The sequence below is a fragment of the Stenotrophomonas sp. Sm2128 genome (assembly GCF_030985535.1).
Taxonomy (GTDB): domain Bacteria; phylum Pseudomonadota; class Gammaproteobacteria; order Xanthomonadales; family Xanthomonadaceae; genus Stenotrophomonas; species Stenotrophomonas maltophilia.
In genome coordinates this window covers 71254-96478 of record NZ_JAPTFQ010000005.1, presented here as the reverse complement: position 1 = coordinate 96478, position 25225 = coordinate 71254, and the positions used below count along the sequence as shown (strand labels likewise).

The following is a 25225-nucleotide window of genomic DNA, read 5'->3' as shown; positions in this document are numbered from 1 at the left end:
CTCACGGCCGACCCGCTAGATTGTGGTTGTCGAGACTACAAACTGGGGCCGGCCGTGGCCGGCAACCCCAGGAGTGCCAGCCCATGGCTGGCAGGTCGCGATTTCTGAGTCTCGCGATCTACCCGCCCCTCCGGCTTCCCAGGCGCTTGGCTCCTTGCACAGTTCCTGACCTGGCAACTGCAGCCGGTCATTCCTGTGCTATGAATACCCAGCCTTGCTTCAAGGCTCTTTCAGAGATTGGAAGGATGCGCAGGTTCGGGGGAACTGCAGGCGGCGTGTTTACCCGCTTCAGGAGATGTGGAGATCGAATTCGCAAGCTGGGGGCATCAGGCGCCTGGCTGTGTTGTGTGCTGCTGATCGGCCTTGGCCTGTCGCCAATCGCAGTCGCCCAGACCACTGTGACGTACATCCACACTGACGCCCTGGACTCGGTCGTGGCTGAGAGCGATGCCAACGGCAATGTGATCAAGCGCTATGACTACGAGCCCTACGGGGCCGTGGTCGGTGGTCAGGTCACGGACGGGCCTGGGTATACCGGGCATGTGAGCGACTCGGCTACCGGGCTGAGCTACATGCAGCAGCGGTACATGGACCCGCAGTTGGGGGTGTTCCTGTCGGTTGATCCTGTGACGGCGTATGAGCAGCCTGTGGGGCAGTTCAATCGGTACCGGTATGCCAACGGGAATCCCTACAAATTCACCGATCCTGATGGGCGGGCCGTCACGTGCGATGAAAAGCGGTGTGCTGGTGAGGTCAATACCATAGCCGATGCTCTAGCTCTTCCTGTCATTCTAACGGTGGCCTACGGCGGTCGGTTGCTTTCAAACCTGATCGATACGGTTCAACGAAATGAGTCGGCTGATCCGTCCGGCTCTACAGCAGCCCCCAGTGGCACGAATCCACCGGCATTGCCAGTGGATCTGGTAGGTGATCAGAGCAGCCCCTTGGCAGGGCCGAATAAGAACGGCACGCGGCATACAAGTGGCAATCTGAAGCCGGAGTTCGGTGGCACCGGGAACTACGACGAAGACCTCGAGACTCTCGCCGGAGAAACAAGGCCCGCGGTTCGCGGTGATAGTGCTCCTCCCGGGGCACAGATCGGAGAAAATGGTGTTTTTGGTCGCCAGACAAACAGTTCCGGTGGCAAGAGTATCGACATCCCTGCAAACGGTAGTAAACCGCATGAAACCCTACACTACGATTGAACAGCTCTCCGGCGGCATGCGCTATCTACCGCTGCAATTGAAGGGAGTGCAGCTGGATGCTCTGCCAGCTTTGATCCTGGGGCGTCGCCTTCTTGAGTGCAGGATTCCACAGATGCAGGCAGCTCGATCGGCTTCGCAAGTGGTCTTGAATTTCGATCCGGATATGACTCTGGAACTAACATCTTCCAGTACGGTTGCGCAGGGATGGGATGAATTCGGGACGATAAATGTCGAGGTCCTGCCCGAGGCCGCAGTTGAATCGACGTGCGAATGGAGCGATCTGGAGTTGCCGGAAGATCTCGATGTCGTCCGGACCGAGATTGTTCGTTGGCAAGGCGACGGACTGATCGTTGATTCAGGTATTCGTTTGCACTTCGGGAATGGCCGGACCTTCTCAGCCGTAGCGCTGGATGTGCCCGGGGTGCTTCTCTTGACCATGCCTGGAGAGAATGCTCCGGATTCCTGGCAGTTCCCGGCAAGTGAATACTCTTTCGTAGTGATTGGATGAGTAGGTCGGGACTTTCTGCTTGGCAAATTTTCTGATCCAATCCAGCCTCTTGGGAGGGGCTTGCGACGTTACAGGCTCGGCTCCTGTTCACTCACCCTGCTTGATGAATAACCTAGGCTTTGGTCAGGGTTTTTTGCTTCGTCTTCGTTCGGAAGTCTTTGATGCAAAAGGGGGCGAGCGGGAAGGTCATGTGCCCGGGAACACCCATGCGCGCCGGGTCTTATTCCGCGCCTGCGGCATATTCCAAATCCGTTCATGGTTGGTATAGGCTGTCGCCATTGCTCCTGAGTGCGATATGCAATGTGTCGAAGCAGGCGGGCAATGCAGCAAGGGAACACGGGGACTGGGGCAAGCTACATTCGCACGACGGGTATGTTCTGCCTGGCGGCATGTCACGCCCATCGAAAATCAACTGCAGCAGCAATGGAACCGCGTAATGCAGAACTCCATGGATCAGCAGTGGACACGTTGGAAGAGTGCGGGCCGAACCGGGGTAGCCATGGCGATGTTGTTGCCCGTTCTGACGAACACTGCAATGGCCCAGAGCACATCCGGAAACTTCGTGTGGGAAGAGTTCCCTGATCGGATAGCGAAGGCGGAGAAGGTTTCCGCACTGGGTCCTGATCTGTTTGGCGACAAGGTCAGGTTGGCCAACGGCGAGCTTGGATTCGAGATTACCGATATCGACCTCCCAGGCAATAACGCGCTGGAGGTCAAGCTCACCCGTACCTACGACGTGGTAAGCCGGAAAACCTACTTCCCGGAAGCGATGCTGGCGGACTGGCAGATCAAAGTTCCCCACATCAGCGGCAGCTATGCTCCAGACTGGGGGACTGGAGCCGATGCCGGCGCACCAGGGCGCTGTTCGTCGAGCTGGTTGCCTGCTGAATCAGCGCATTTCAGCACGCGGGAGTTCTGGGGCGGTCTCTCTGTTGATATTCCCGGGGGTGGTGGGGAGCTGTTGCGTACCGCTGCCGGCGTGACCCAGCCGCAGGATGGTTCGGCTTACCCCTGGACAACGTCGGGGCAGATATTTTTCTCCTGCCTGCCGGTCATCCAGAATGCGGGTGGAGAAGGGTTCCTGGCGATCACGCCAGACGGAACACGTTACTGGTTCGATTGGTTTGCACAGACCTCCGAGCCAACGCTCAAGAAGTATCAGTATTTCCATGACGATGGGTCGTTGCCCAAACCAGAGCCTTGGCGATTCCTGCAGCGCCGCAAGAACATTCTGCTTGCGACCAGGGTGCAGGACAGATTCGGGAACACCGTCCAGTACACCTATGCAAATGCGTGGAACGAGGCGCCCAGGCTGACCGCAATCACCGCCAGCGACGGTCGCCAGCTCACGCTCTCCTATCAGGGCAGCAACGTCAGCAGTGTCAGCGACGGTACGCGCCAGTGGCAGTATCAGTACAACAGCTTGCCATCGCGCCGAGGCCTTTCCGCCGTCCTTCTCCCCGATGGGAGCCGGTGGGCAATCAACTTCGAAGACTTCACCCGAGCGGCGCTGCGATATGCCGAGGTGATGTCGCCCGAGCCCGGTGAGATGTTCCGGAACTGCTTCGAGAACGAGGTTCCCACGTCCTATCCTTCCGGGACCATTGCAGGAACGATGGTGCACCCCTCCGGTGCTACCGGGCGGTTCACCGTTACATCGCTTGAGCATGGCCGTAGCCACGTACCTCTCAACTGTCGTGGCATCGACTATACGCCCGGCTTCGGCAACAACCCCAATGACGACGTCAATACCTATGCGATCTCCGGCTTCAGTTTCACGCTGGCCGAGAAGACCATCAGCGGCCCGCGGCTCCCTGTACTGCGTTGGACGTATGACTACACCCCCAACATCAGCATCTACCGATACCCGGGGCAGCCGGCCGGGAACCTGGTATGCCCGTATGGGAGTGCTGCTACCTGTGCCGCGCCCCCGTGTACCAGTGATGATTGTGCGCAATCCAGTATCACGACCGTGAGCGGGCCGGGTGGGGAGTGGGTCCGCTATCGACATGGCAATACCTACCGTTACAACGAAGGCAAGCTGCTTTCGGTGGAAGTAGGTACCGGTCCATCCGACATTGCGCGTACCACCACCTACCGTTACGACCTGCTTTCCACCGGCCAGAACTATCCCGCGCGATATGGAACCAGCGTGCAGTTCTCGGGCGAGGGGTGGGCCGGCGAATATCATCGCCCACAGCTGGAGACGCACATCTCCCAGGAGGGGGCCGTTTTTTCGACTGTTCTGGGCGATCTGGACTACTTCGCGCGTCCGCACGGGATCACGAAGTCGAGCACGCTTGGCTTTGCCCGGACCGAAGGCCACGGCTACCGTGACAACCTCTCAAGGTGGGTCCTGGGCCAGCGGGAAAGCATCACCTGTCTCGCACCGGCCACTTGCGCGGGTCAGGCAATGTCCCATGTGGTATTTGATGGCAACACTGACCTGCCAATCCAGTTCAGGGAGTTTGGAGCGCTTCGTCAGACACTGACCTATCACCCCAATGGCAGCGTCGCCACTGTCGCCGATGGCCGCAACGGTCAGGGCGTGGATACCCGCATGACGCTGGTTGACTGGAAACGAGGCATTCCCCAGTCCGTCCATTACGGTGACGGCACCATGGAACTGGCAACGGTGAATGATCAGGGCTGGATCGTGCAGTATGCCGACGCCAATGGCTACGCGCGAAACTACGCCTACGACGCCCTGGGACGCTTGAAGCAAACCGACCTGCCGCAGGGCGACACGGTGGCATGGAATTCGACGTCCACCGTGTTCGAGGCAATCTCCTATCCGGAATACGGATTGCCCGCAGGGCACTGGCGGTCCACCACCCAAACGGGGAATCATCGTCGACAGGTCTTCCACGATGCCTTGTGGCGGCCCGTTGTAACGATTGAAGAGGATATCGCCAATTCCCAGGCGACGCAGCAGTGGGTGGCGACGCGCTATGACGAGATGGGGCGTACGTCGTTCACTTCCTATCCGCGGAACCTCCATCAGGAAGGCAGTGCGGACTATGCCGATACCAGCCTGCAAGGTGTTCATACCAGCTACGATCTGCTGGGGCGACCGCTGGCAGTCCAGCAGGACTCGGAGCTCGGAGTGTTGAGCACCTACAACGAGTATCTGTCCGGCTTCCAGACCCGGGTGACCTCGCCCAAGGGCCAGAAGACACTCCTCCGCTACATGGCGTTGGAGCAGCCCGTCGCCGATCTGCCGGTCTATGTTGAAGAGCCAGGCGGTGTGATCACCACCATCAAGCGGGATATCTACGGTAAGCCTGTGGAGATTTCGCGCAGCGGAGGTGCTCAGTGAGGAGAATGCGAATTCCGGGAGTACGTCGCGAAACCTGGTTCGCCTTCCTTCTTGCACTGGTGGCGATGCTGCTGGGGGTTGGGGACGCCTACGCGCAGGCTTCCTTGCGCCTGACCGCGCCCGGCGGGACGACCTTCACCGCACCTTCCGGCTTCGATCTCAAGCTCGAGGCCAGAAGCGGTGGCAATGGCAAAACAATGGAGGTCGTGGAGTTCTACTGGCTCAAGCGCAACGGGGTTCGAATCGATTTTGATGAGGCGTTGCCCACACGGATCTATTCGGAAGGCGAGTTGCCTGCTGGCGTGTATACCTACACGCTTGAGGGGCGCGCCATGTATCACGACCCGGTCAATGGCAATGAGCGATACAAGACCATCTTCCCGATTCCAACGCTGACCATCACCGTTGTTGCAGGAAGTGGAGGTATTAGCGCCTCATCCGGAACCTGCACCATTCCATGGGGGCAGAGCAGTTGCCCGGTGACGATCAGCTGGAACTCCAATGCTCCCGCCGCGCGCGTGCTGGTGTCTGCGCTGGACAACAGCGGTATGCAGGTGATCGGGCAAGGGCAATCCGGAACGGTCACCGGCTGGGTCACGGCGGCCGGGCAGCGGTTCCATCTGATGAACGGCTCGGCGACGTTCGCGACGACCGAATCACGCGGCGTGCCGACCATCAATCAGCCTCCGGTTGTGAGCGTCGCTTCGCCGGTTGCAGGCGCCATGTTCCCGGCAGGCGCGGGTGTCCCTATCAACGTGTCAGCGAGTGATGGCGATGATGGGATCAGTCGGGTTGAGCTCAAGGTGGATGGCGCCACCATCGCGACGTTCCAATCGCCGCCCTATGCCAGTCGCATAGCCAGCCTGGCGCCGGGGACGCACACCGTGGTGGTTGTCGCCACTGATACGCGTGGCGCTTCGACGACGTCGGTACCAGTCAGCTTTACGGTGTCTACCGTGCCAGGTGTGACGTTGACGCGTCGTTACGTCTACGACGGGCAGCAACGACTGTGCAAAGTCATCGAGCCTGAAACCGGCTCGACGGTGATGGCGTACGACGCAGCAGGCAACCTGGCCTGGAGCGCAGCCGGCCTGGATCTGCCCAGCGCGACAAGTTGTGATCTGGCCGTTGCCGAAGCCAGTGGACGCGTGGTTCGTCGCAGCTACGACGCACGGAATCGATTGGCCACGCTGCGCTTCCCGGATCGCAATGGCGATGTCGACTACAGCTACACCGCCGATGGACTGGTACAGCAGGCCATCGCCTACAACGACGCTGGCAGCACCTCGGCTACCACTCAGTACCAGTACAACAAGCGACGTCTGCTGGTGGGTGAGACCCTGTCCCAGTCCGGTGCAGTGCCGCGGAGCCTGGGGTATACCTACAACGCCAATGGGCATCTGGCGGGTCATGTCTATCCCGCTGGCCGCCCGGTCGACTACGCTCCGAATGCCATGGGGAAGCCAACGCGTGTCGGCGACTACGTCACGGGCGTTAGCTACTATGCCAATGGTGGAATCAAACAGTTCACGTATGGAAATGGTGTGGTCCACACGGCTACCCAGAACGCGCGGCGCCTTCCTGCGCGCATTGTGGACAGCAACATCGTTGCCCTGGAGACATCGTTTGATCCGAATGGCAACGTTGTCGCCATCGCAGACCTGCAGTTGGGCACCGACTACAGCCGCCAGATGCAGTATGACGATCGAGACCGTCTTGTTGTGGCCGGAAGCCCGATGTTCGGCGGAGCGGGTTGGCACCGCTTCCGTTATGACGCCCTGGACAACATCCGCAGTTGGTCACTTGATGGGGTCAAGGCCGACCAGTACTGGTATGACGCGCACAACCGGTTGACCAACATCCGCAACGACAACGGGGCGACCACTGTTGGCCTGGCCTATGACGTCCAGGGCAATCTGGCCAACAAGAATGGCCAGGGCTTTCGCTTTGACTATGGCAATCGCCTGAGGGAGGCGGTGGGCAAGGCCAGCTATCGCTATGACGCGGACGGGCTGCGCGTGCTTGCCACGCGGACTGACGGGGCGGCAGAGGAGTCTCTCTATCGTCGCGGAGGACAGCTCGTCTATCAGTTCAACCGTGGTAGCGGCCTGCAGACCGAAACCTTGTATCTGGACAGCAAGGCAGTTGCGCAGCTGGAGACGGTGTCTGGCGCAACCACGGTCAAGTACCTGCACACGGACGCGCTGGGCAGCCCGGTTGCCAGCACCGGGAGTGCGGGACAGCTGCTTGAGCGGACGCACTACGAACCCTACGGCAGGCCCATCAATCGAACGGTGGATGGGGTCGGGTACACCGGTCACAAGATGGATGGCGATACCGGGCTGAGTTACATGCAGCAGCGGTACATGGACCCGCAGCTGGGGGTGTTCCTGTCGGTTGATCCGGTGACGGCGTATGAGCAGCCGGTTGGGCAGTTCAATCGGTATCGGTATGCGAACGGGAATCCGTACAAGTTCACGGACCCGGATGGAAGAGTCCCGGTAATGCCCTTCATCTACGGTGCCGTCTTGGGCGGCCTTGCAGATATCGTGGTCCAGAAGGCCATGAATCCGGATAAGCCCATTGATAAAGTGGAGGTTGGCATTGCCGCCGCCGTTGGCTCTGTTTCCGGGGGCGCTGGTGGACTAGCCGTTGCTGCGGTCGGTTCCGGCACGATTTCGGTTGGGCGTGCAGTTGCAATACAGGCCGTGGTCAATGCGGTTGCAGGTGGTGCTGGTTCCGCCGCAGAGAGCGCAATCAAAGGCCAGCCCATCACGGCGGAGGGCGTCGCTTCAAATGCGATTGGCAGTGCCGTTGGAGGATTGGGAGCCTCCGGTGTTGGCGTTGCCATGGGTGATTTCGCTGGCCCAGCTTCACGAGGAACACTCAAAAGGCTGAGTCAATCCCGCGGCCCAGGCGGACCGAACATGGCAAGTGCCACTGCATCAACTGGAACTGCAATTCCGAGGCAATCAGCATTCCAGGGCGGGGCTTCCCAAGCGGGCCAAGGCGTCGCGGGAGCAGGGGCAACTATCGTACAGAAAGATCTGGAGAAGAAGAAATGACTTCCATGATAAAAGGTTTCCTAGGGGCTCAGCTTCTCGCTGCGTTCTTCGGCCTTGCGTATTTCGCGGTTCTTACGTACCGGCATCATCCGGATGCTATGCATATCAGTCTGCGGATTTGGGGCTACTTCGCGGCGTTGTTTCTGATCCTTCAACTTTTCTTTGCGCTTAAACAGTGGTGGCAAAGGCCGCATCGAAGGCGATAGATGTGCGCTCTTTTTTGGTGTGGTGATTTTTGGAACGTTCTGGTCGATCTTTACACGGAAGAGGGGGGAGGGGTGATCTAGTGCTTCAGGCTCACGTGTACGAAGTTGGCGATGGATATCGATACGAGGTGGTATTGGTAAACGAGCCGTAGAGTCTGCGGGTCTGTTCGAATTTCATCGGTTTTCAGCAGTTGTGACTGAACTGGCGGCTACATGGGGTGTGGTCGACCACTGCGGACGATCCTCATCCAAACACCGCCTCGCATCCTGTCTTAACTTGGCCTTATGGCCACTTACGGACGCTCCACCCAATGTCATTTGCACTCACCAAGCGCATCGTTCTCACAGTTGAGCCCAGAGAGCGCCCCTACCAGCTCAGGAACGCTCAGGTTCGTGGTTTGATCCTTCGAGTGCCGCCCTCGGGTCACAAAGCATGGATCGTGACCTGGGCGCACGGTAAGCGTCGTACCTTGGGTCCGGTAGAACATCTGACACTTGATCAAGCCCGCGACCAAGCCCGGCAAGAGGTTGCCGAATGCGTTCAGTCCGGATTGCCGACACTCGCAAAGTCCAAGCCCACCAGTTGCACGCTTGAAACACTGCTCAATGACCACTTCGAACCTTGGGCGATAGCTGAGCTCAAGGGCGGTCGTCAGTACCCGGACCGCATCAGATCGGTGTTCTCGTGGCTATTGCGCCGTCAGATCATTGAGATTGACGCGCCCACCATGGAGCGATGGTGGCGCGGGCGCGTCATTGGCCCTGCCGTCGTCACCAAGGCTACCGCAGCGCGCGACTTTGCTTGCCTGCGGTCTGCCTTGTCGCGGGCCGTTGAGTGGAAGCTGATCGAGACTAACCCCCTCATGGGCATGCGTCAGCGATCAGCGGCTAGCCGCAAGGTGGTCCGGTTCCTGTCCCCTGATGAGGAGACGATGCTCCGGGCCGCGCTGGCAGCGCGCGATCTAGCTGGGGTTGAGGGGAGGGCGAACGCCAATGCGGCCCGACGCAAGTACCGGCAAGCGGTTCTGCCTGATTTGCCGATGGACGGGTACGTCGATCACCTGACCCCGGTGGTTCTTACAGCCATTACGCGATTCCGACACCGCCGGGTGGCAAAATTGAAGGATCACCCGATGGTCGATTTGTTCAGGCAAAGGGGTCTGATGGTCAACCCACTGGGGTTCGAATAGATGGCGGGCACAAGCCATCAACTCATCCTGATCCCCGCGCCCAGCAGCCGCATGGTCATGTTCCCGGTGTAACCAATGCCGACGGAACCCCATGGCTTCCGATCAAACAATGAGTTGGAGTGACGTAAATCATGGAAACTGAAGCTGCGATCATTGAGATGACAAAGCTTGTGAATGAGTTCGCGTTGGGCTCCGTTGATGCCCAAGCTTTCATTGAGAAGTACTCGAATTTCTACTACTACGAAGCGCTGGACGGACATGAAGCTTCAAGTGCACTGCGCCCCGAGAGCATGATGAAGCTCGGGCCCGCTATAGAGCTGCATCGCCGCGTTCAAGAAGATGTGGTGAACAAGATCTCGTTCGATGCGGGGTTTTCAACTGAAGCGATGAGGATGGCTGGGCGACTCTCCCCGGCGGAGGCGCGGGAGCACGCGCTGAGGATATGTGCAGATGTTGGGATTGAAGTTGTTCTGTCGGCAATCAATGCCGCATGAAGCCGTCCGGCGACAGGTTGTCACCGCCCGGCGACGAAGCGGCAGTATTGATGTCACCTCTGGACTTCGCGTCAAATCCTCCGGGGAGATCCAGTCTCCTGCTCTGGGGGGCGGTCACGAGGTGAGCCATGCTGCCCAGCATGATCGGGTTGGATTGTCCGCTTTCCAGGCTTCGCTTGTTGCGCCACAGTCCAACTCGGAGAGCAACGGCGTGATGCAGATCCGAGTCGGCGTATCTTCGGAGGAGGCGCGGGCTACGGGTGTGGAGACCCGGGCCGCGCATGAGCTGGGGGAGCCTGCCCGGAAGAGCTACAGCGACACGAACGGCACGGTTAATGTCTGCTCCCCCACCAGCAATCGGGAGTGTTGAATGAACCGCGTTCTGATGCTTGCGTTGGCCTTGTCCAGTGCCTCATGTCGCGCCGGTGAGGAGCTCCCTGGGCCTTGCCAGGCGGCAAGCAGTCCGGTGGAGTCCATTGCGCCGGTCGTTTCCGCCGCGACTGAGATGCAGGTGCGTGGCTCTGTCGTGGCGACTGTCGTCGTTGAAGAGGATGGGCGGGTGACAAATCCCGTCATCACGCGGTCACAGTTTGAAGCGCTGGACCGGGGGAGGGTCGACAATGCTGCTTATGAGCGCGCAGCCTTGGTTGCCGTGGCGAAGTGGCGTTTCCCTCCGGTCCCATCCCGCTGCACCAGGAAGGTCACATTCGATTTCCAACGTCTGGATTGAATGAGCCCGGTCAACCTGCTGAAACAGCAACGGCAGCGAGCAGGTGTTGAAGACCCTCATCGAGGACGATAAGAGGAAATGATCATGCGGATTGCTTCTTCAGTCGTCATTCTGGCCGCCTCGCTGCCGGCTGCAGCATCCGCTGCGCCACCTGTCTCTGTGCCGCAGGCCTGCGCGCCGACCTACTGCATTGAGGTCGGCGCCACGTTGCCCGACCGGCCGGTGACGATCCGGGTTGAATCGACGGTTCCCGCAGACGCCTCGACGACAACGGTGGACATGGGGCGTGGATTTTCAATTGCCTTCCATTCCCGGTATGTCGAATGGAAAGCCGGGCGAATGGGCCTCCCGCCCGCGCGATGGACACCAGGCAAAGCCAAGGCGAGCGCGGCAGCTTGCCTGAAGTGTGGCGCGCCGGGCTGGAATGAAGTCATGGGCATTGCCATGACCGGCATCCCCGAAGACTATGGCAATGACCTTTCCGGTATCAGAGTCTGCTTTTGGCCGCTTGATCGTTCATCGGCAGGGCACGGGGACGGCAAGTCCCTGCGCCTTGGGGAGAAGGTCTGCATCGCAGATCCGGCCCCGAAGCGCTGAGCAGCACGTCTGCGCGGAGTGCTGCCTTAATAAGCAAGATCGAAATAGTAGATCTTCTTTGCTCCGAACACGCCGCAACCTTCGCTGGTGAGTGCGTGGAAGCCGATCGGTGTCCGCGATGACGCCGCCGACAGGATGGCCGCGTACTTTTCCCGTCCGGATTTGTCGCTGGCCAGATCGATTGTCCAGCGCCCGTCGGAAGCACACTCGTTGTTGGTGGGCTGGCCTTCCAGCCACACGGAAACGAACGTGGATTCGACAACCAGTTTGGTGATTTTTCCGGTCTGGTGTGTATCGGCCCATGCGCTGCCGGACAGCAGCAGTGCACCGAGCGTGATAGCGAGCTGTTTCATGTCTTCCCTGCAGGCCCGGAGGATCAAGCCCTATATATAGCGCAGCAGGTGCCGGATCTGATGAGCACGAGCATCACCAGTTGCCGCAGATAGCCGCCGATCACCCCGGCCAGCACCCCGGCCGCGATCCGCATGGCCAGCCGGAACCATCGCCCGGTTCGTTCCCGCAGCCAGGGCAGTACCACCGTTACCTGTGCAGCCAGCAGCGACACCACCACATCCATCCCCAGTGCATCGATCAGCGACAGCAGCGGCAGCAGGTCGGGATTGCAGGCCAGTACAAGCAACAACACGCTGCACAGCAGCGCGAAGGCGCGGCGCCCGGTGGGCAGGGTGGTCCAGCGCAGTAAACGATCAATCAGGGGCATGAATCTTCTGCTCCCTTGTCAGAGCGGTGCTCGCAGGCGGTCACTCCGCGCGGACGGGCTGCCGCAGCACGGTCTTCAACCGCGGCGCGTCGGTCCTGCGCGGGTCGCTCAGGTAGATCTCATGATGGGGGCCGGCAAAGGTGTAACCCAGTGCGGGCATCAGTTCGTCGTGCAGATGGGCCAGGGCCGGACCCTCTTCATCGTAGGCGCCTACGTGAAGCGTCTGCAGGCAGAGGCCTTCTTCGAGAATTTCGTGGCGAAGGCTGGCCGGAACGTCGCCCAGTTTCTTCGCCGCCTTGGCGATGGCAGCCTCCGACTGCGCTGGACTGATCCCGTCCGGCGTACGGATCATCACCGTCCACCTCCACTCATCCTTGCGGCGTGCCACAAAGCTCGACGGATCCTCGGCGGTCCAAAGCGCTTCCAGCGGTGGCACCACGTAGTCCTGGCCCCCGGCCTTCAGGGCGAACTTCAGTGCATAGCTCACCGAGTACAGCCATTGCACCGCCTGCAGGTAGGCCGGGGCGGTGTTCGGGTCGCCGCGGCCATCGACCATCAGGTAGGGCAGGGGCGGTACATCGACCGGTACGAACTGGCCGGCGGGCGGGTGATAGAGTGCCCGGTCGCGCTTCTTGAAGTCGATCTTGTCCATCGGGGTCTTCCTCCTGTACCGAGCATCCCATGCCAGGCACCCGTCAGCACGCCTGAACCGATTCAGGTGACTTTGCCGAACGAGGGCGAACGGCCCGCAAACGTCCAAGGCCGGAATGCCGCCCTAGGTCATGCGCCTCGTCACGCCCGCGCGGTGCGACAACGTGTCGCAGCCAGAATCGGGCCTTTCCTGCGCTCGATCAATGTCAATGCCTTTCTTAAATGGTGGGTGACGGCCTAAAATTGAAAGGCTGACTCGACCCACCTCCCTACCTGTCTTCCGGACCGGTGGGACCGGCTTTGGCCGGAACAGGCAGGACGGGGAACGGCATTCCCTCGCAATTGGATCGACCGATGATTCCGTTGAAAACCCTTGGGCGCTGGTTGCGCCCGGGCCTGCTGCTGTCGTTGCTGGTGATGCTCACCGGCTGCGATGCCGTGGCCATCCTCAGTCCGAAGGGCCAGATCGGCCAGGATGAGAAGACCCTGCTGATCACGGCCACCGTGCTCATGCTGCTGGTCGTCATCCCGGTCATCATCATGACCCTGACCTTCGCGTGGAAGTATCGCGCCTCCAACACCAAGGCCCGTTACGAGCCGAAGTGGTCCCACTCGACGGCGATCGAGGTGGTGGTGTGGTCCATTCCCTGCATGATCGTGCTGGTACTGGCGGTCCTGACCTGGCGCTCGTCGCACGCACTGGACCCGTACAAGCCGCTGGATTCGGACGTCAAGCCGGTCACCATCGAGGCGATCTCGCTGGACTGGAAGTGGCTGTTCATCTATCCGGAAGAGAAGGTGGCGGTCGTCAACGAAATCAAGTTCCCGGTCAACACGCCGCTGAACTTCAAGATCACGTCCGATTCGGTGATGAATGCCTTCTTCATCCCGCACCTGGGCAGCATGATCTACTCGATGGCTGCGATGGAGACCAAGCTCCACCTGATCGCCAACGAGACCGGTGAATTCCCGGGCATGTCCTCGCACTACAGTGGCGCAGGCTTCGCCAAGATGCACTTCACCGCCTACTCGGTCACCGATGCCGAATACCGCCAGTGGCTGGACCAGGTCCGTGCCGGTGAGCAGACCCTGGACAAGGCCTCGTTCAAGGCCCTGGGTGAAGCACGCAACGCCGAGTGGTATCCGGTCACCTACTTCGGCAAGACCGAAGAAGGCCTGTTCGACTGGGTCATCGCCAAGCACATGGGCGACAACAAGCATTACGGCATGAAGCACTCGCACGCCGGTGCCGCCGCTGCCGATGCCGCCAGCCATGAAGCGCACGAGGGGCATGCCCCCAGTGACGCGCATGATTCCAAGGAATCGGGTGAAAACCTGGATGCCACCGAACACGAACACGCTGGCCATGCTGGCCACGCGGGTTCGGGAGAATGAACATGTTGGGAAAACTCTCTCTTGAGTCGATCCCCCACGATCCGATCGTGCTGACCACCCTGGTCGGCGCGGTGCTGGGTGGCCTGGGCGTCATGGCCCTGATCACCAAGTTCAAGCTGTGGGGCTATCTGTGGAAGGAGTGGTTCACCTCGGTGGATCACAAGAAGATCGGCGTGATGTACCTCATCGTCGCCTTCGTCATGCTGCTGCGCGGCTTCTCCGACGCGATCATGATGCGTACCCAGCAGGCGCTCGCCGTCGGCGGGTCCGAGGGTTACCTGCCGCCGCACCACTACGACCAGATCTTCACCGCCCACGGCGTGATCATGATCTTCTTCGTGGCGATGCCGCTGATCACCGGTCTGATGAACCTGGCCGTGCCGCTGCAGATCGGTGCGCGCGACGTCGCGTTCCCGTTCGTCAACTCGCTCAGCTTCTGGCTGTTCGTGTCGGGCGCTGTGCTGATCATGCTGTCGCTGTGGATCGGTGAGTTCGCTGCCACCGGCTGGCTGGCGTTCCCGCCGTTGTCGGGCATCGAATACAGTCCAAGCGTCGGCATGGACTACTACATCTGGGGTCTACAGGTCGCAGGCCTGGGTACCACGCTGAGCGGTATCAACTTCTTCATCACCATCCTGAAGATGCGTACCCCCAGCATGAAGCTGATGCAGATGCCGGTGTTCACCTGGACCGCCCTGGTGACCAACGTGCTGATCGTCGCTGCCTTCCCGGTGCTGACCATCACCCTGGTGCTGCTGACCCTGGACCGTTACCTGGGTACGCACTTCTTCACCAATGACGGTGGCGGCAACGCCATGCTGTACATCAACCTGATCTGGATCTGGGGTCACCCGGAGGTGTACATCCTGGTCCTGCCGGCGTTCGGTGTGTTCTCCGAAGTCATCGCGACCTTCTCGCGCAAGGCGCTGTTCGGCTACAAGGGCATGGTCTACGCCACCGCCTGCATCGGCGTGCTGTCGTTCATCGTGTGGCTGCACCACTTCTTCACCATGGGCTCGGGTGCCAACGTCAATGCCTTCTTCGGCATCACGACGATGATCATCTCGATCCCGACCGGCGTGAAGATCTTCAACTGGCTGTTCACCATGTTCCGCGGCCGCGTGCACTTCACCACCCCGGTGCTGTGGACCATCGGCTTCATGGTCACCTTCGTCATCGGCGGCATGACCGGCGTGATGCTGGCGATCCCGGCCATCGACTTCGTGCTGCACAACAGCCTGTTCCTGATCGCCCACTTCCACAACGTCATCATCGGCGGCGTGGTGTTCGGCATGTTCGCCGGCATCACCTACTGGTGGCCGAAGATGTTCGGCTTCCGCCTCAACGAGTTCTGGGGCAAGTGCGCGTTCTGGTGCTGGTTCATCGGCTTCTACGTGACCTTCATGCCGATGTACGTGCTGGGCTTCATGGGCATGACCCGTCGCCTGCAGAGCACCGTCAACCCGGCCTACGAGCCGCTGCTGCTGATCGCCGCCGCAGGTGCCTTCATCGTGGGCGCCGGCATCCTGTGCCAGATCATCCAGGTGGCCGTGTCGATCCGCGACCGCAAGAAGACCGTCGACCTGACCGGCGACCCGTGGGATGCCCGTACGCTGGAGTGGGAAACCTCTTCGCCGCCGGCCTTCTACAACTTCGGCACCCTGCCGGAAGTCACCGAACTGGACGATTTCTGGGAGCGCAAGCAGCGTGGTGAAGCCTGGCCGAAGCCGGCCAAGTACACCGACATCCACATGCCGCGCAACACCGGCACGGGCGTTGTCATCGGTGCCTTCAGCCTGGTGTTCGGCTTCGCGATGATCTGGCACATCTGGTGGCTGGCCATCGTCGGCTTCGTCGGCATGATCGCCACGTTCATCTACCGCACCTTCGACCAGGACGTGGACTACTGGGTCCCGGCCGCCGAGGTGGAACGCATCGAGAACGAACACCGCAAGCACCTGGAAGCCCAGGGCCTGGTGAAGTCGGAGCTGAAGGCATGAGCACCAATACCTCGACCCTGAGCCACGGGCACGCCGCGCATGCGGCGGCCCATGGCCATGACGACCACGAGCACCACGACACCGGCGGCAACACCGTCTTCGGTTTCTGGGTGTACCTGATGAGCGACTGCCTCATCTTCGCCTCGCTGTTCGCCACCTACGTGGTGCTGGCAGGCGGCACCGATGGTGGCCCCACCGCGAAGGACCTGTTCGAGCTGCCGTTCGTGGCATGGGAAACCGCGCTGCTGCTGACCTCCTCGCTGACCTTCGGCCTGGGCATGATCGCCATGCACCGCAAGCAGATGGGCCAGATGTACCTGTGGCTGGGCATCACCTGGCTGCTGGGCTTCGGCTTCATGTGCATGGAAGTGTGGGAGTTCCAGCACCTGATCCACCAGGGCTACGGTCCGGACCGCAGTGCCTTCCTGTCGGCGTTCTTCGCCCTGGTCGGTACCCACGGCCTGCACGTCAGCGCTGGCCTGCTGTGGCTGCTGGTGATGTTCGTGCAGCTGAAGAAGTACGGCCTGACCCCGACCAACAAGACCCGCATGGCGTGCCTGAGCCTGTTCTGGCACTTCCTGGACCTGATCTGGATCGGCGTGTTCTCCGTCGTCTACCTCAATGGAGCGCTGTAATGGCACATGACAACCATGCACACGACCACGGCACCGGCGGCGAAAGCCATGGCACCGTGAAGTCGTACCTGATCGGCTTCGTGCTGGCGGTGGTGCTGACCGTCATCCCGTTCTGGATGGTGATGTCGGGTGATTTCTCGCGCACCGTCAACGGTGTGGTGATCGCGATCACGGCAGTGCTGCAGATGCTGGTCCACCTGGTGTTCTTCCTGCACCTGGACCGTTCTTCGGAAAGCCGCTGGAACGTCAACGCTGCGGCCTTCACCGTGGTGGTGATCGGCATCATCGTGGTCGGTACCCTGTGGGTCATGCACAACATGAACGTGCACATGATGCACTGACGTCCGTGCGACGTTGCCATGCAGAAGGGCCGCCCTCGGGCGGCCTTTTTGTTTGTCGCGCCCACCGGGAATGGCACGCGCAGTGGTAGTGCCGGCCGCTGGCCGGCAGTTGCGGGAAGCCGGCCAGCGGCCGGCTCTACCAGGAGATCCACGCCATGCGTGGATGGGGTCAGAATCCTTGCCTGCAGCAAGGGATCCGACCCCAAAGCCATCGGCCTCATCCCACCTGGCATGGCCGGCTCTACCAGGATCCACGCCATGCGTGGATGGGGTCTCACCCCACCCGGCGCAGGAATTCCTCGGCGTCCATTGGTCGGCCCAGGTGGTAACCCTGCAATTGATCACACCCCAGTTCGCTCAGGTACTCGCGCTGTGCCTGCGTCTCCACACCCTCTGCCACCACCTGCAGCTGCAGGGTGCGCCCCAGCGCGATGATCGACGAGACGATGGCGGCATCCTCTTCATCGCATTCCAGATCGTGCACGAATGCGCGGTCGATCTTCAGTTCGGTGGCGGGCATGCGCTTCAGGTAGAGCAGGCTGGAATAGCCCGTGCCGAAGTCGTCGATGGCAATGTGCACGCCCATCGCGGTCAGGTCGTTGAGAATCGCCAGGCTGGCGTCCACGTCCTTCATCGCCGTGGTCTCGGTGATCTCCAGGGTCAGGCACGCCGGCTCGATGCGGTGCCGTTGCAGCACTTCGCGCACACTGTCCAGCAGCGCCGGCGAGGCGAACTGCAACGGTGACAGGTTTACCGCCATCGACCATTCGGAATGTCCGGCATCGTGCCACGCGCGCAGCTGTGCACAGGCACGGTCCAGTACCCAGTCACCGATCGGCAGGATCAGACCGCTGCGTTCGGCGATGGGAATGAACACATCCGGCGCCAGCAGGCCCAGCTCGGGATGCTGCCAGCGCAGCAGCGCTTCGGCGCCGGTGGCCGGTGCGCCGGCGGCAGGGAACTTGGGCTGGTAGTGCAGCACCAGCTCGTCGCGGGCGATGGCCTTGCGCAGGTCCTGCAGCAGGCGCAGCTGGCGGTTGGCACTGAGCTGCATCGAGGGGGTGAAGAACGTATAGCCGTTCCGGCCGGTCTCCTTGGTGTGGTACATCGCTGCATCGGCGTGTGCCATCAGCTCACGCTCGTTGCCGGCATCAGCCGGATACAGGGCGATGCCCAGGCTGGCGCTGACCTGCAGCTCGGCTGCATCCAGCAGGAACGGTTCGCCCGCCGCCGCGATGATCCGCTCGGCGACCACCACTGCATCGTCGGGAACATCGATGGCCAGCACGATCACGAACTCGTCGCCGCCGAGGCGGGCGAAGGTGTCCTGTGGCCGCAGCAGGCCGCCGATACGCTGCGCCACCGCCACCAGCAGGCGATCTCCCAGCTGGTGTCCGTACGCATCATTGACCGCCTTGAAGCCGTCCAGGTCGCAGAACATCACCGCCACCGCCTGGTTGCGCCGCCGCGCCTTCTCGATGGCCTGCTCGATGCGGTCCTGCAGCAGCATGCGGTTGGGCAGCTGGGTCAGCGGGTCGTGCAGGGCGGCCTGGATCAGCCTGTCGTTGGCGTGTGCCAGTGAATCGGCCAGCAGCCCGGTGCGCACGCGCATCTGCCGGTCGAACAGCGAGGCCACCAGGGCGATGCCCAGGGTCGCCACCGTGGTGACGATCACCAGCACCGCCAGCCAACGCGTGTCGATGCCGCCGCTGCCGACCGCGCCGCAGATGCTGCCCTCCGGGAAGCGCGCCGCGGCCATGCCGGTGTAGTGCATGCCGACGATGGCCAGGCCCATCACCAGTGAGGCGAGCAGGCGCAGGCGCGTGGTGTTGCGCTGCTCGGCACGCAGGCGGAAGGCAATCCACAGCGCCGCACCGGCGGCGCCGATGGCAACCGCGATGGAGGCAGCGAACCAGCCCGGGTGATAGTCGATGCCCGGCTGCATGCGCATCGCGGCCATGCCCAGGTAGTGCATGGTGGCAATGCCCAGGCCCATCAGCACGGCGCCGGCCAGCAGACGTCGCCAGGGCAGGCTGGACCGCGACACCAGCCACAGCGCATAGGCCGAGGCGCCGATCGACACGGCCAGCGAGTACAGGGTGATGCCGAGGTCGTAGCCGACCGGAATCGGCAGGTCGAAGGCCAGCATGCCGATGAAATGCATCGACCAGATACCCAGGCCCATCGCCGCCGCGCCGCCGGCCAGCCACCAGCGGGCCACGCGGCCCTCGGCGGTGGCCAGGCGGCCGGCCATGTCCAGCGCCGTGTACGAAGCAAGAATGGCCACCAGCAGGGAGATGGCGACCAGGCTCTGACTGTAACTGCCAGTCATGTTGAATCCAGAGGGGGAGGGAGGGGGCGCCCGCAAGGCGCACGCCCGCGACAGCTATCGGCGCGGGCAGGCGGGACTTGAGCGGTCGCAGCACCTGCGACCCGGCTCGGCTATCCTGCCACGCCTGTTCCCGTTGCTGGAAATCATCCGATGGCCAAAGCCCGCACCGCCTACGTCTGCAATGAATGCGGCGCCGAATTCAGCAAGTGGCAGGGCCAGTGCACCGAGTGCAACGCCTGGAACTCGCTGTCGGAAATCGTGCTGGAGAGCGCGCCGGGCGGGTTGGGCGGGCAAGATCGATCCGCCGAAGATCACCGCGCTGAAGGACGTGGAGCAGACCGAGCACCGCCGGGTCAGCACCGGCATCGGCGAGTTCGACCGTGTGCTCGGCGGTGGCCTGGTCGAGGGCGCGGTGGTGCTGGTCGGCGGTGACCCGGGCATCGGCAAGTCGACCCTGCTGCTGCAGGCAGTGGCGAAGATGGCGGCCGAACTGCCGGTGCTGTACGTCACCGGCGAGGAGTCGCTGGCGCAGGTGGCCGGCCGTGCGCACCGGCTGGAGCTGCCACTGGATGGGGTCAACGCGCTGGCCGAGACCGGCGTCGAGTCGATCCTGCAGCATGCCTCCAGGGCGGGCCCGCGGCTGATCGTGGCCGATTCGGTGCAGACCCTGTGGACCGAGAGCCTGACCGCCGCGCCGGGTTCGGTCAGCCAGGTGCGCGAGAGCGCGGCGCGGCTGGTGCGTTTCGCCAAGGAGACCGGCACCGCCGTGTTCCTGGTCGGCCACGTGACCAAGGAGGGCGGCATCGCCGGCCCGCGCGTGCTCGAACACATGGTCGATGCGGTGCTGTACTTCGAAGGCGAGAGCGGCAGCCGCTTCCGTTTGCTGCGCGCGTTCAAGAACCGCTTCGGTGCGGTTAACGAACTCGGCGTGTTCGCGATGGGGGACAAGGGCCTGAAGGAAGTCTCCAATCCATCGGCCATCTTCCTGTCCGGCGGCAGCACCCATCAGCCGGGCAGCTGCGTGATGGTCACCCGCGAGGGCACGAGGCCCCTGCTGGTGGAGGTGCAGGCACTGGTCGATGCATCGCCGCTGTCGAACCCGCGCCGTGTCGCGGTCGGCCTGGAGCAGAACCGCCTGGCCATGTTGCTGGCCGTGCTGCACCGTCACGGCGGCGTGCTGGTCGGCGACCAGGACGTGTTCGTCAATGTGGTCGGGGGTATCCGCGTACAGGAGACCGCGGCCGACCTGCCGGTGCTGCTGGCGGTGCTGTCCTCGCTGCAGGACCGGCCGCTGGCGGAAAAGACGATTGCCTTTGGCGAGGTTGGCCTGTCCGGCGAGATCCGCCCGGTGCCCAACGGCGAGGACCGCCTGCGCGAGGCGGCCACCCATGGTTTCAAGCGCGCCATCGTGCCCAAGGCCAACGCGCCCAAGGGCGGTTCGGTGAAGGGCATGGAAGTGATCGCGGTGGAGCGCCTGTCCGAGGCTATCGACGCGGCGTGATGCGCGCGGCCCTGCCTCTACAAACGTCGTATACGGCAACGGTCAGCCTGCCTGTGCTAGTTTTTCCCGCTCGACGAAGGCGCCCTCTGGCGTCTTTCCGTGCCCAGGAGTAAACGATTACATGCAGGACACCACGCTCACCGCCCCCAACGCCGAAATCCGTCGCGCAGGGGTCGATCTCAATGGACTGATGACGGTGCTGGGCAAGCACCTGTATTCCACCCCGGTGGTGGCGCTGCGTGAGCTGGTGCAGAACGCGCATGACTCGATCATCCGTCGCCGCATCGAGCAGCCCGGCATCGAAGTGCCGTCGCGCATCTCGGTGCAGGTCGATGCCGCTGCCGGCGTGCTGCGCATCACCGATACCGGTGCCGGCCTGACCCGCCAGGAAATCCATGACTACCTGGCTACCGTGGGCGTCGGCTACACCCGGGGCCTGCGCCAGGGCGGGGAGGACGATGAAGGCCTGATCGGCATGTTCGGCCTCGGGTTCCTGTCGGCCTTCGTGCTGGCGCGCAGGGTCAGCGTGCGTACCACCTCGTACCAGACGCCGGAACTGGGTCATCTGTACGTGTCCAGCAATGCCGAGCAGTACACCGTCAGTGAAGTGCCGGCACGTGCGGTCGGTACCGAAGTGGAACTGGAGTTGCATCCGGACTTCCTGCCGCTGGCCAACGAGGCGCGCCTGCACGAGGTGCTGGGCCGCTATTGCGCGCTGCTGTCCGAGCCGATCTTCATCGGTGCTGCGGCCGAGGCGCTCAACCCCGAGCCGCCGCCGTGGCGCAGCCAGGGTGACGTCGTCGTGCATCCGGTACAGGCGCGTCGCCAGGCGCTGCAGTTCGCTGCGCGCTTCGAGCACGATTTCGAGCCGATCGTCACCGTGCCACTGCGCGCGGATGGCGACAGCGATGCCACCGGCCTGTTGTGGGTCCAGGACGGCGCTACCTACGGCACCAGTGACAACCGCAATCTTTCGGTGTTCGTGCGCGGCATGCTGCTGGATGACGATGCGCGCGACCTGCTGCCGCCGTGGGCCGGTTTCATCGGCGGGGTGATCGAATCCTCGCGGCTGACGCCCACCGCCAGCCGCGAAGACCTGCAGCGCGATGACCAGTACCGGGCCGTGCAGCACGCGCTGCTGGAGGCGCTGATTGATGGCCTGGCCGACGTCGCACGGCAGCAGCCGGAAGCCTGGCGACGCGTTCTCACGCGCCATAATGAGGCCTTGCTGGGCGCGGCGCTGTGCGATGACCGCCTGTTCGACCTGCTGTTGGAGCACGTGCGCGTGCCGACTTCGCAGGGCGACCTGCCGGCCAGTGCGCTGCCGGCGCGTGGTGCCGTGCATGTGATTCTCGACAATGGCGGTGGCTTCGAGGAGATGCTGTTCCGCGCGATGGGGGTACCGGTCGCGCATGGCCACCGCTATGCAGTCGTGCCGTTCCTGCGTCGCTGGGCCCAGGCCAAGGGCCTGCGCCTGGTTGAACTGGGGACCGAGCAGGGTAACCGTGCACTGTTCCGAAGCGATGACAGCCTCGACGAGGCGCAACTGGCATGGCTGCGCGAGCAGCTGGGCGACGGCGAACAGTTGCTGCCGGCACGCTTCAGCCCCGAGTCGCTGCCGGTGGTGGTGGTGCCCGACCGCGAAGCCGAGCTGAAGCAGCGCCTGGAAGACGACGAGAACGACAAGCGCGTGTCGATGGCCGCGCTGCGCCTGGCCCGGCAGTTCACCGCACGCATCGAGTCGCGCGCGCCGTCGCGGCTGTATCTCAATCTCGACAACCCGGCAGTGCAGGCGCTGCTGCGCGCCCAGCGCGAGGGGCATCCACAGGCCGAAGCCGCAGCCCGTCTGCTGCGCTCACTGAAGATCATCGTCGCCGCGCAGGGCCGCCCGCTGGCACACGCGAACGCTACGCCCGGCCCGGATCTCAACGGCGCCTTTACCGATATTGCCGGTGCCCTGCAGCAGATGCTGCGCTGAGCACCGTACCTTCTCATCCAGCCTTCGCTAGACAGGAGCACTTACCCCATGGACATCTGGAACTGGGTCGAAAAACTGCAGGGTGACCTGCGCCAGGCCGGCCAGGCGCAGAACGCGCACCTGCTGAACCGTCTCGCCGACGAGGTGAGTGAACTGCAGATCGACCGCGTCGATGCATTGCTGCCCGAAGCGCGTGCGCTGGGCAAGGCACTGGACAACCCGTGGGTCGACGTCTATGTCGGCCACTGGGCGCTGCGCAACCGCGTCGGCAACCGCGTCGAAGGCGAGAGCGCGCTGGGCGAAGCGGTGGCGCTGTTCGAACGTGCGCACCGTGATGACACGCTGGAATGCCCGCAGTCGATCTGCGTGACCCAGGATCTGGCTGCCTGCTATGGCAACATCGATGGCCCGGGCTGGGTGCCCGAGCGCATCGAAGTCTGCGATGAAACACTGGGTCGCATCGATCCGAGCTGGGCCTGTTTCCAGTGCCTGAGCTGCGAGAAGGCCGATGCGCTGCTCGATGATGGTCGTGGCCAGGCGGCGCTGGATTACCTGCAGGCGCAGGCCGATGCCGTGGAGGCCTGTGGCAAGGAAGTGTTCGACAGCTTCCCGGAGATGCAGATCAAGATCCTGCTGGGAATGGGCCGTGCCGATGAGGCACTGGCGCTGATCGAAAAGCGGGAGGCCGAAGTTGCTGCGTCCGGAGAGTACGAACCGGCCAACTGCACGGTGCCGCGCCGCCTGTCCAAGGCCTGGGCGCTGGCCCAGCTGGGCCGCGACGAAGAGGCGCTGCAGCAGCTGGTGCCGTGGAGCGAGCTGACTCCGAACTACTGGCGGTTGTGGGCGAACACCGCCGCCGCGCTGTGCCAGCGGGATCCTGCGCGCAACACCTGGGATCTGGGCACGCGCTTCAACACGATCATCGAGCACTTTGCCCGGGTCGGATCGCATCGCCTGCTGATCGAAGTGGCAGCGCTGAGCCTGGAGCTGGCGCTGCAGCGTGGCGCGCGCTGGGTGGCACTGCGGCAGCTGGAACTGGCCCGCACCCATCTGGCGCAGCTGCGCCAGGATCGTGGTGCTGCGGCGCTGGTGGCCGGCCTGGCCGCGCGCATCGACGCGTTGCCGGATGTCGCACCGCTGCCGGTGCCGGCGGGCGAGCTGCTGGCATGGCTGGACGCGCAGGGCGAACAGAACCAGTCGCGCGATCCCGAGCGCGAAGCGCAGTGGTTGCTGCAGGCGCATGCCGAGCTGCCCGATGACGAGGCGCTGGCCGAGATGGCGGCCAGCGCACTCAATGCCTGCGGCGCGCAGCCCGAGGCGCGCGCGCTGCTGTGGCGGTTCATACGCGGCCATGCGCAGTACGATGGTCCCGCGGCCTACACGCTGATGCGCTGGCTGGCCGAGCAGGGCGACGACGATGGCCTGCGCCAGCTGGCCGATCTCTACCGTGGCAGCGTGCCGGTGTTCGCGCACTGGTGCGAGGTGCAGCGTGCACGCCGCGTGTCCGACTGGCCGGCGCTGGAGCAGGCGGCCCGATCCCTGCTGGAGCTGTCTCCGGGCTCGCACGGCGCGCGCGGCACGCTGGCGCGCATGTACATGGAAACCGGCCGCTTCAGCGAAGCACAGGCCTGCTATGCGCAGCTGGTTGAATTGCTGGAAGAGCCGAATGCCGCGCATTGGGACCACATGAGTGCCGCCAGCGCGGCGCGGGATTGGGACGCCGTGCGTCGCTCGGCGAAGGCGATCGGCATGGAGCTGTCCAGCCAGGAAGGCGTGGTCGAAGAGCCGTGGGGCTGGGTGATCATCCGCAGCGAAGAGAACGGTGAGCCGATGGAGTACTACGCCCGTCGCAGCGGGCCGGTGACCGCGCGCATCGTCGAGAACGCGCCGTCCAACCGCGCCCAGCAGGTGGGCGACTGGGTGGTGTTCGATGCCGCGCTGGTGCATCCGGCACCCGAGGAGGAGGAAGCACGCGAGCATTTCATCCCGACCTATGCGCAGGTGCATGTGCTGGAACGCGGCGGCTTCGCCCGCAGCTGGATGATCGATGGCGCGCACCCGGGCGAAGAGGCCTGGAACGTCTTCGTCGAGGCGGCCGAAGCACAGGGTTGGAAGGTGTGGTCGCACAGCCGCCCGGACTACACCGTCACCGACCCCGATGTGGAAGACGGCACGCTGCCCGGCCTGCTGTTCACCGTGGCCCAGCCGCAGGACCATGCACCGCTGGCGCTGCACCGCTTCCTCCAGCAGCAGACCGCGACGTGGCCGCATCCGCATTGCTGGCTGCGCCTGGCCGAAGCCTGCGACCAGGATCGCCAGCCGCACCTGGACGTGATCGAGCGTTACGGGTTGTAAGC

At 63.0% G+C, this 25225-nt stretch carries 17 protein-coding genes and 1 pseudogene; 14 read left to right on the top strand and 4 right to left on the bottom strand.

The window, feature by feature from the left end:
* The first annotated feature begins 275 nt into the window (after positions 1–275).
* The 7 genes from O0K41_RS03065 (at position 276) to O0K41_RS03035 (ending at position 11314) form a co-directional block, all read left to right on the top strand.
* On the top strand, positions 276–1205 hold the full coding sequence (locus O0K41_RS03065; RefSeq protein WP_237398743.1) for an RHS repeat-associated core domain-containing protein: 930 nt from the start codon (positions 276–278) through the stop codon (positions 1203–1205).
* Entirely contained in the window at positions 1183–1713 is a 531-nt protein-coding gene (locus O0K41_RS03060; RefSeq protein WP_123958328.1) for a hypothetical protein, read from the top strand. The genes O0K41_RS03065 and O0K41_RS03060 overlap by 23 nt, the downstream gene beginning before the upstream one ends.
* 436 nt (positions 1714–2149) lie before the next feature.
* Positions 2150–5032 (top strand): RHS repeat domain-containing protein, encoded by a 2883-nt coding sequence (locus tag O0K41_RS03055; protein ID WP_308304434.1) that lies wholly within the window; start codon positions 2150–2152, stop codon positions 5030–5032.
* A gap of 5 nt (positions 5033–5037) precedes the next feature.
* Entirely contained in the window at positions 5038–8097 is a 3060-nt protein-coding gene (locus tag O0K41_RS03050) for an RHS repeat-associated core domain-containing protein (protein WP_123958330.1), read from the top strand.
* A 517-nt stretch (positions 8098–8614) separates the two neighbouring features.
* Complete coding sequence (locus O0K41_RS03045) at positions 8615–9493, top strand: Arm DNA-binding domain-containing protein (RefSeq protein ID WP_080353049.1); 879 nt, start codon at positions 8615–8617, stop codon at positions 9491–9493.
* Positions 9494–9624: 131 nt separating this feature from the next.
* On the top strand, positions 9625–9987 hold the full coding sequence (locus tag O0K41_RS03040) for a hypothetical protein (protein ID WP_049448441.1): 363 nt from the start codon (positions 9625–9627) through the stop codon (positions 9985–9987).
* Positions 9988–10795: 808 nt separating this feature from the next.
* Positions 10796–11314, top strand: a complete 519-nt coding sequence (locus O0K41_RS03035) for a hypothetical protein (RefSeq protein ID WP_164221399.1) — start codon at positions 10796–10798, stop codon at positions 11312–11314.
* A gap of 26 nt (positions 11315–11340) precedes the next feature.
* Here the strand turns inward: O0K41_RS03035 and O0K41_RS03030 are convergent, their stop codons facing one another.
* The 3 genes from O0K41_RS03030 to O0K41_RS03020 are packed head-to-tail and all read right to left on the bottom strand — an operon-like array spanning position 11341 to position 12687.
* A complete protein-coding gene (locus O0K41_RS03030) occupies positions 11341–11667 on the bottom strand; it encodes a hypothetical protein (RefSeq protein WP_005408578.1) in 327 nt (108 codons plus the stop codon).
* Between the two features lie 23 nt (positions 11668–11690).
* Positions 11691–12035 carry a hypothetical protein gene (locus tag O0K41_RS03025; RefSeq protein WP_088436146.1) on the bottom strand — a complete coding sequence of 115 codons (345 nt, stop codon included), beginning with the start codon at positions 12033–12035 and terminating at the stop codon, positions 11691–11693.
* A 40-nt stretch (positions 12036–12075) separates the two neighbouring features.
* The gene (locus O0K41_RS03020; RefSeq protein WP_164221397.1) at positions 12076–12687 is read right to left on the bottom strand and encodes a GyrI-like domain-containing protein; all 612 of its coding nucleotides are present in this window, start codon (positions 12685–12687) and stop codon (positions 12076–12078) included.
* A gap of 353 nt (positions 12688–13040) precedes the next feature.
* Between O0K41_RS03020 and cyoA the strand changes: the two genes are divergently transcribed.
* Genes cyoA through cyoD form a run of 4 tightly spaced genes read left to right on the top strand, consistent with a single transcriptional unit; the run spans position 13041 to position 17057 of the window.
* A complete protein-coding gene (gene cyoA, locus O0K41_RS03015; RefSeq protein ID WP_049448453.1) occupies positions 13041–14081 on the top strand; it encodes a ubiquinol oxidase subunit II in 1041 nt (346 codons plus the stop codon).
* A 2-nt stretch (positions 14082–14083) separates the two neighbouring features.
* Positions 14084–16081 (top strand): cytochrome o ubiquinol oxidase subunit I, encoded by a 1998-nt coding sequence (gene cyoB, locus O0K41_RS03010; protein WP_005408582.1) that lies wholly within the window; start codon positions 14084–14086, stop codon positions 16079–16081.
* Positions 16078–16716 carry a cytochrome o ubiquinol oxidase subunit III gene (gene cyoC, locus O0K41_RS03005; protein ID WP_005408583.1) on the top strand — a complete coding sequence of 213 codons (639 nt, stop codon included), beginning with the start codon at positions 16078–16080 and terminating at the stop codon, positions 16714–16716. The genes cyoB and cyoC overlap by 4 nt, the downstream gene beginning before the upstream one ends.
* A complete protein-coding gene (gene cyoD / locus O0K41_RS03000; RefSeq protein WP_005408584.1) occupies positions 16716–17057 on the top strand; it encodes a cytochrome o ubiquinol oxidase subunit IV in 342 nt (113 codons plus the stop codon). Before cyoC ends, cyoD begins: the two co-directional genes overlap by 1 nt.
* Before the next feature lie 274 nt (positions 17058–17331).
* Here the strand turns inward: cyoD and O0K41_RS02995 are convergent, their stop codons facing one another.
* Positions 17332–19389, bottom strand: a complete 2058-nt coding sequence (locus O0K41_RS02995) for a bifunctional diguanylate cyclase/phosphodiesterase (RefSeq protein ID WP_049451943.1) — start codon at positions 19387–19389, stop codon at positions 17332–17334.
* 150 nt (positions 19390–19539) lie between these two features.
* Between O0K41_RS02995 and radA the strand changes: the two are divergent.
* The 3 genes and pseudogenes from radA (at position 19540) to O0K41_RS02980 (ending at position 25223) form a co-directional block, all read left to right on the top strand.
* A pseudogene (radA, locus tag O0K41_RS02990) lies at positions 19540–20890 on the top strand (DNA repair protein RadA).
* 121 nt (positions 20891–21011) lie between these two features.
* The gene (locus tag O0K41_RS02985) at positions 21012–22868 is read left to right on the top strand and encodes an ATP-binding protein (RefSeq protein ID WP_164222408.1); all 1857 of its coding nucleotides are present in this window, start codon (positions 21012–21014) and stop codon (positions 22866–22868) included.
* Between the two features lie 48 nt (positions 22869–22916).
* Positions 22917–25223 (top strand): tetratricopeptide repeat protein, encoded by a 2307-nt coding sequence (locus O0K41_RS02980; RefSeq protein WP_164222410.1) that lies wholly within the window; start codon positions 22917–22919, stop codon positions 25221–25223.
* Positions 25224–25225 lie beyond the last annotated feature (2 nt).

Bases quoted from the DNA above. Each gene is read 5' to 3' on its own strand.
- cyoD (WP_005408584.1), top strand. From the start codon at position 16,716: ATGGCACATGACAACCATGCACACGACCACGGCACCGGCGGCGAAAGC.
- O0K41_RS03040 (WP_049448441.1), top strand. From the start codon at position 9,625: ATGGAAACTGAAGCTGCGATCATTGAGATGACAAAGCTTGTGAATGAG.
- O0K41_RS03055 (WP_308304434.1), top strand. From the start codon at position 2,150: ATGCAGAACTCCATGGATCAGCAGTGGACACGTTGGAAGAGTGCGGGC.
- O0K41_RS03045 (WP_080353049.1), top strand. From the start codon at position 8,615: ATGTCATTTGCACTCACCAAGCGCATCGTTCTCACAGTTGAGCCCAGA.
- O0K41_RS03020 (WP_164221397.1), bottom strand. From the start codon at position 12,687: ATGGACAAGATCGACTTCAAGAAGCGCGACCGGGCACTCTATCACCCG.
- cyoC (WP_005408583.1), top strand. From the start codon at position 16,078: ATGAGCACCAATACCTCGACCCTGAGCCACGGGCACGCCGCGCATGCG.
- cyoA (WP_049448453.1), top strand. From the start codon at position 13,041: ATGATTCCGTTGAAAACCCTTGGGCGCTGGTTGCGCCCGGGCCTGCTG.
- O0K41_RS02985 (WP_164222408.1), top strand. From the start codon at position 21,012: ATGCAGGACACCACGCTCACCGCCCCCAACGCCGAAATCCGTCGCGCA.
- O0K41_RS02995 (WP_049451943.1), bottom strand. From the start codon at position 19,389: ATGACTGGCAGTTACAGTCAGAGCCTGGTCGCCATCTCCCTGCTGGTG.
- O0K41_RS03050 (WP_123958330.1), top strand. From the start codon at position 5,038: ATGCGAATTCCGGGAGTACGTCGCGAAACCTGGTTCGCCTTCCTTCTT.
- O0K41_RS02980 (WP_164222410.1), top strand. From the start codon at position 22,917: ATGGACATCTGGAACTGGGTCGAAAAACTGCAGGGTGACCTGCGCCAG.
- O0K41_RS03030 (WP_005408578.1), bottom strand. From the start codon at position 11,667: ATGAAACAGCTCGCTATCACGCTCGGTGCACTGCTGCTGTCCGGCAGC.
- O0K41_RS03035 (WP_164221399.1), top strand. From the start codon at position 10,796: ATGATCATGCGGATTGCTTCTTCAGTCGTCATTCTGGCCGCCTCGCTG.
- O0K41_RS03060 (WP_123958328.1), top strand. From the start codon at position 1,183: ATGAAACCCTACACTACGATTGAACAGCTCTCCGGCGGCATGCGCTAT.
- cyoB (WP_005408582.1), top strand. From the start codon at position 14,084: ATGTTGGGAAAACTCTCTCTTGAGTCGATCCCCCACGATCCGATCGTG.
- O0K41_RS03025 (WP_088436146.1), bottom strand. From the start codon at position 12,035: ATGCCCCTGATTGATCGTTTACTGCGCTGGACCACCCTGCCCACCGGG.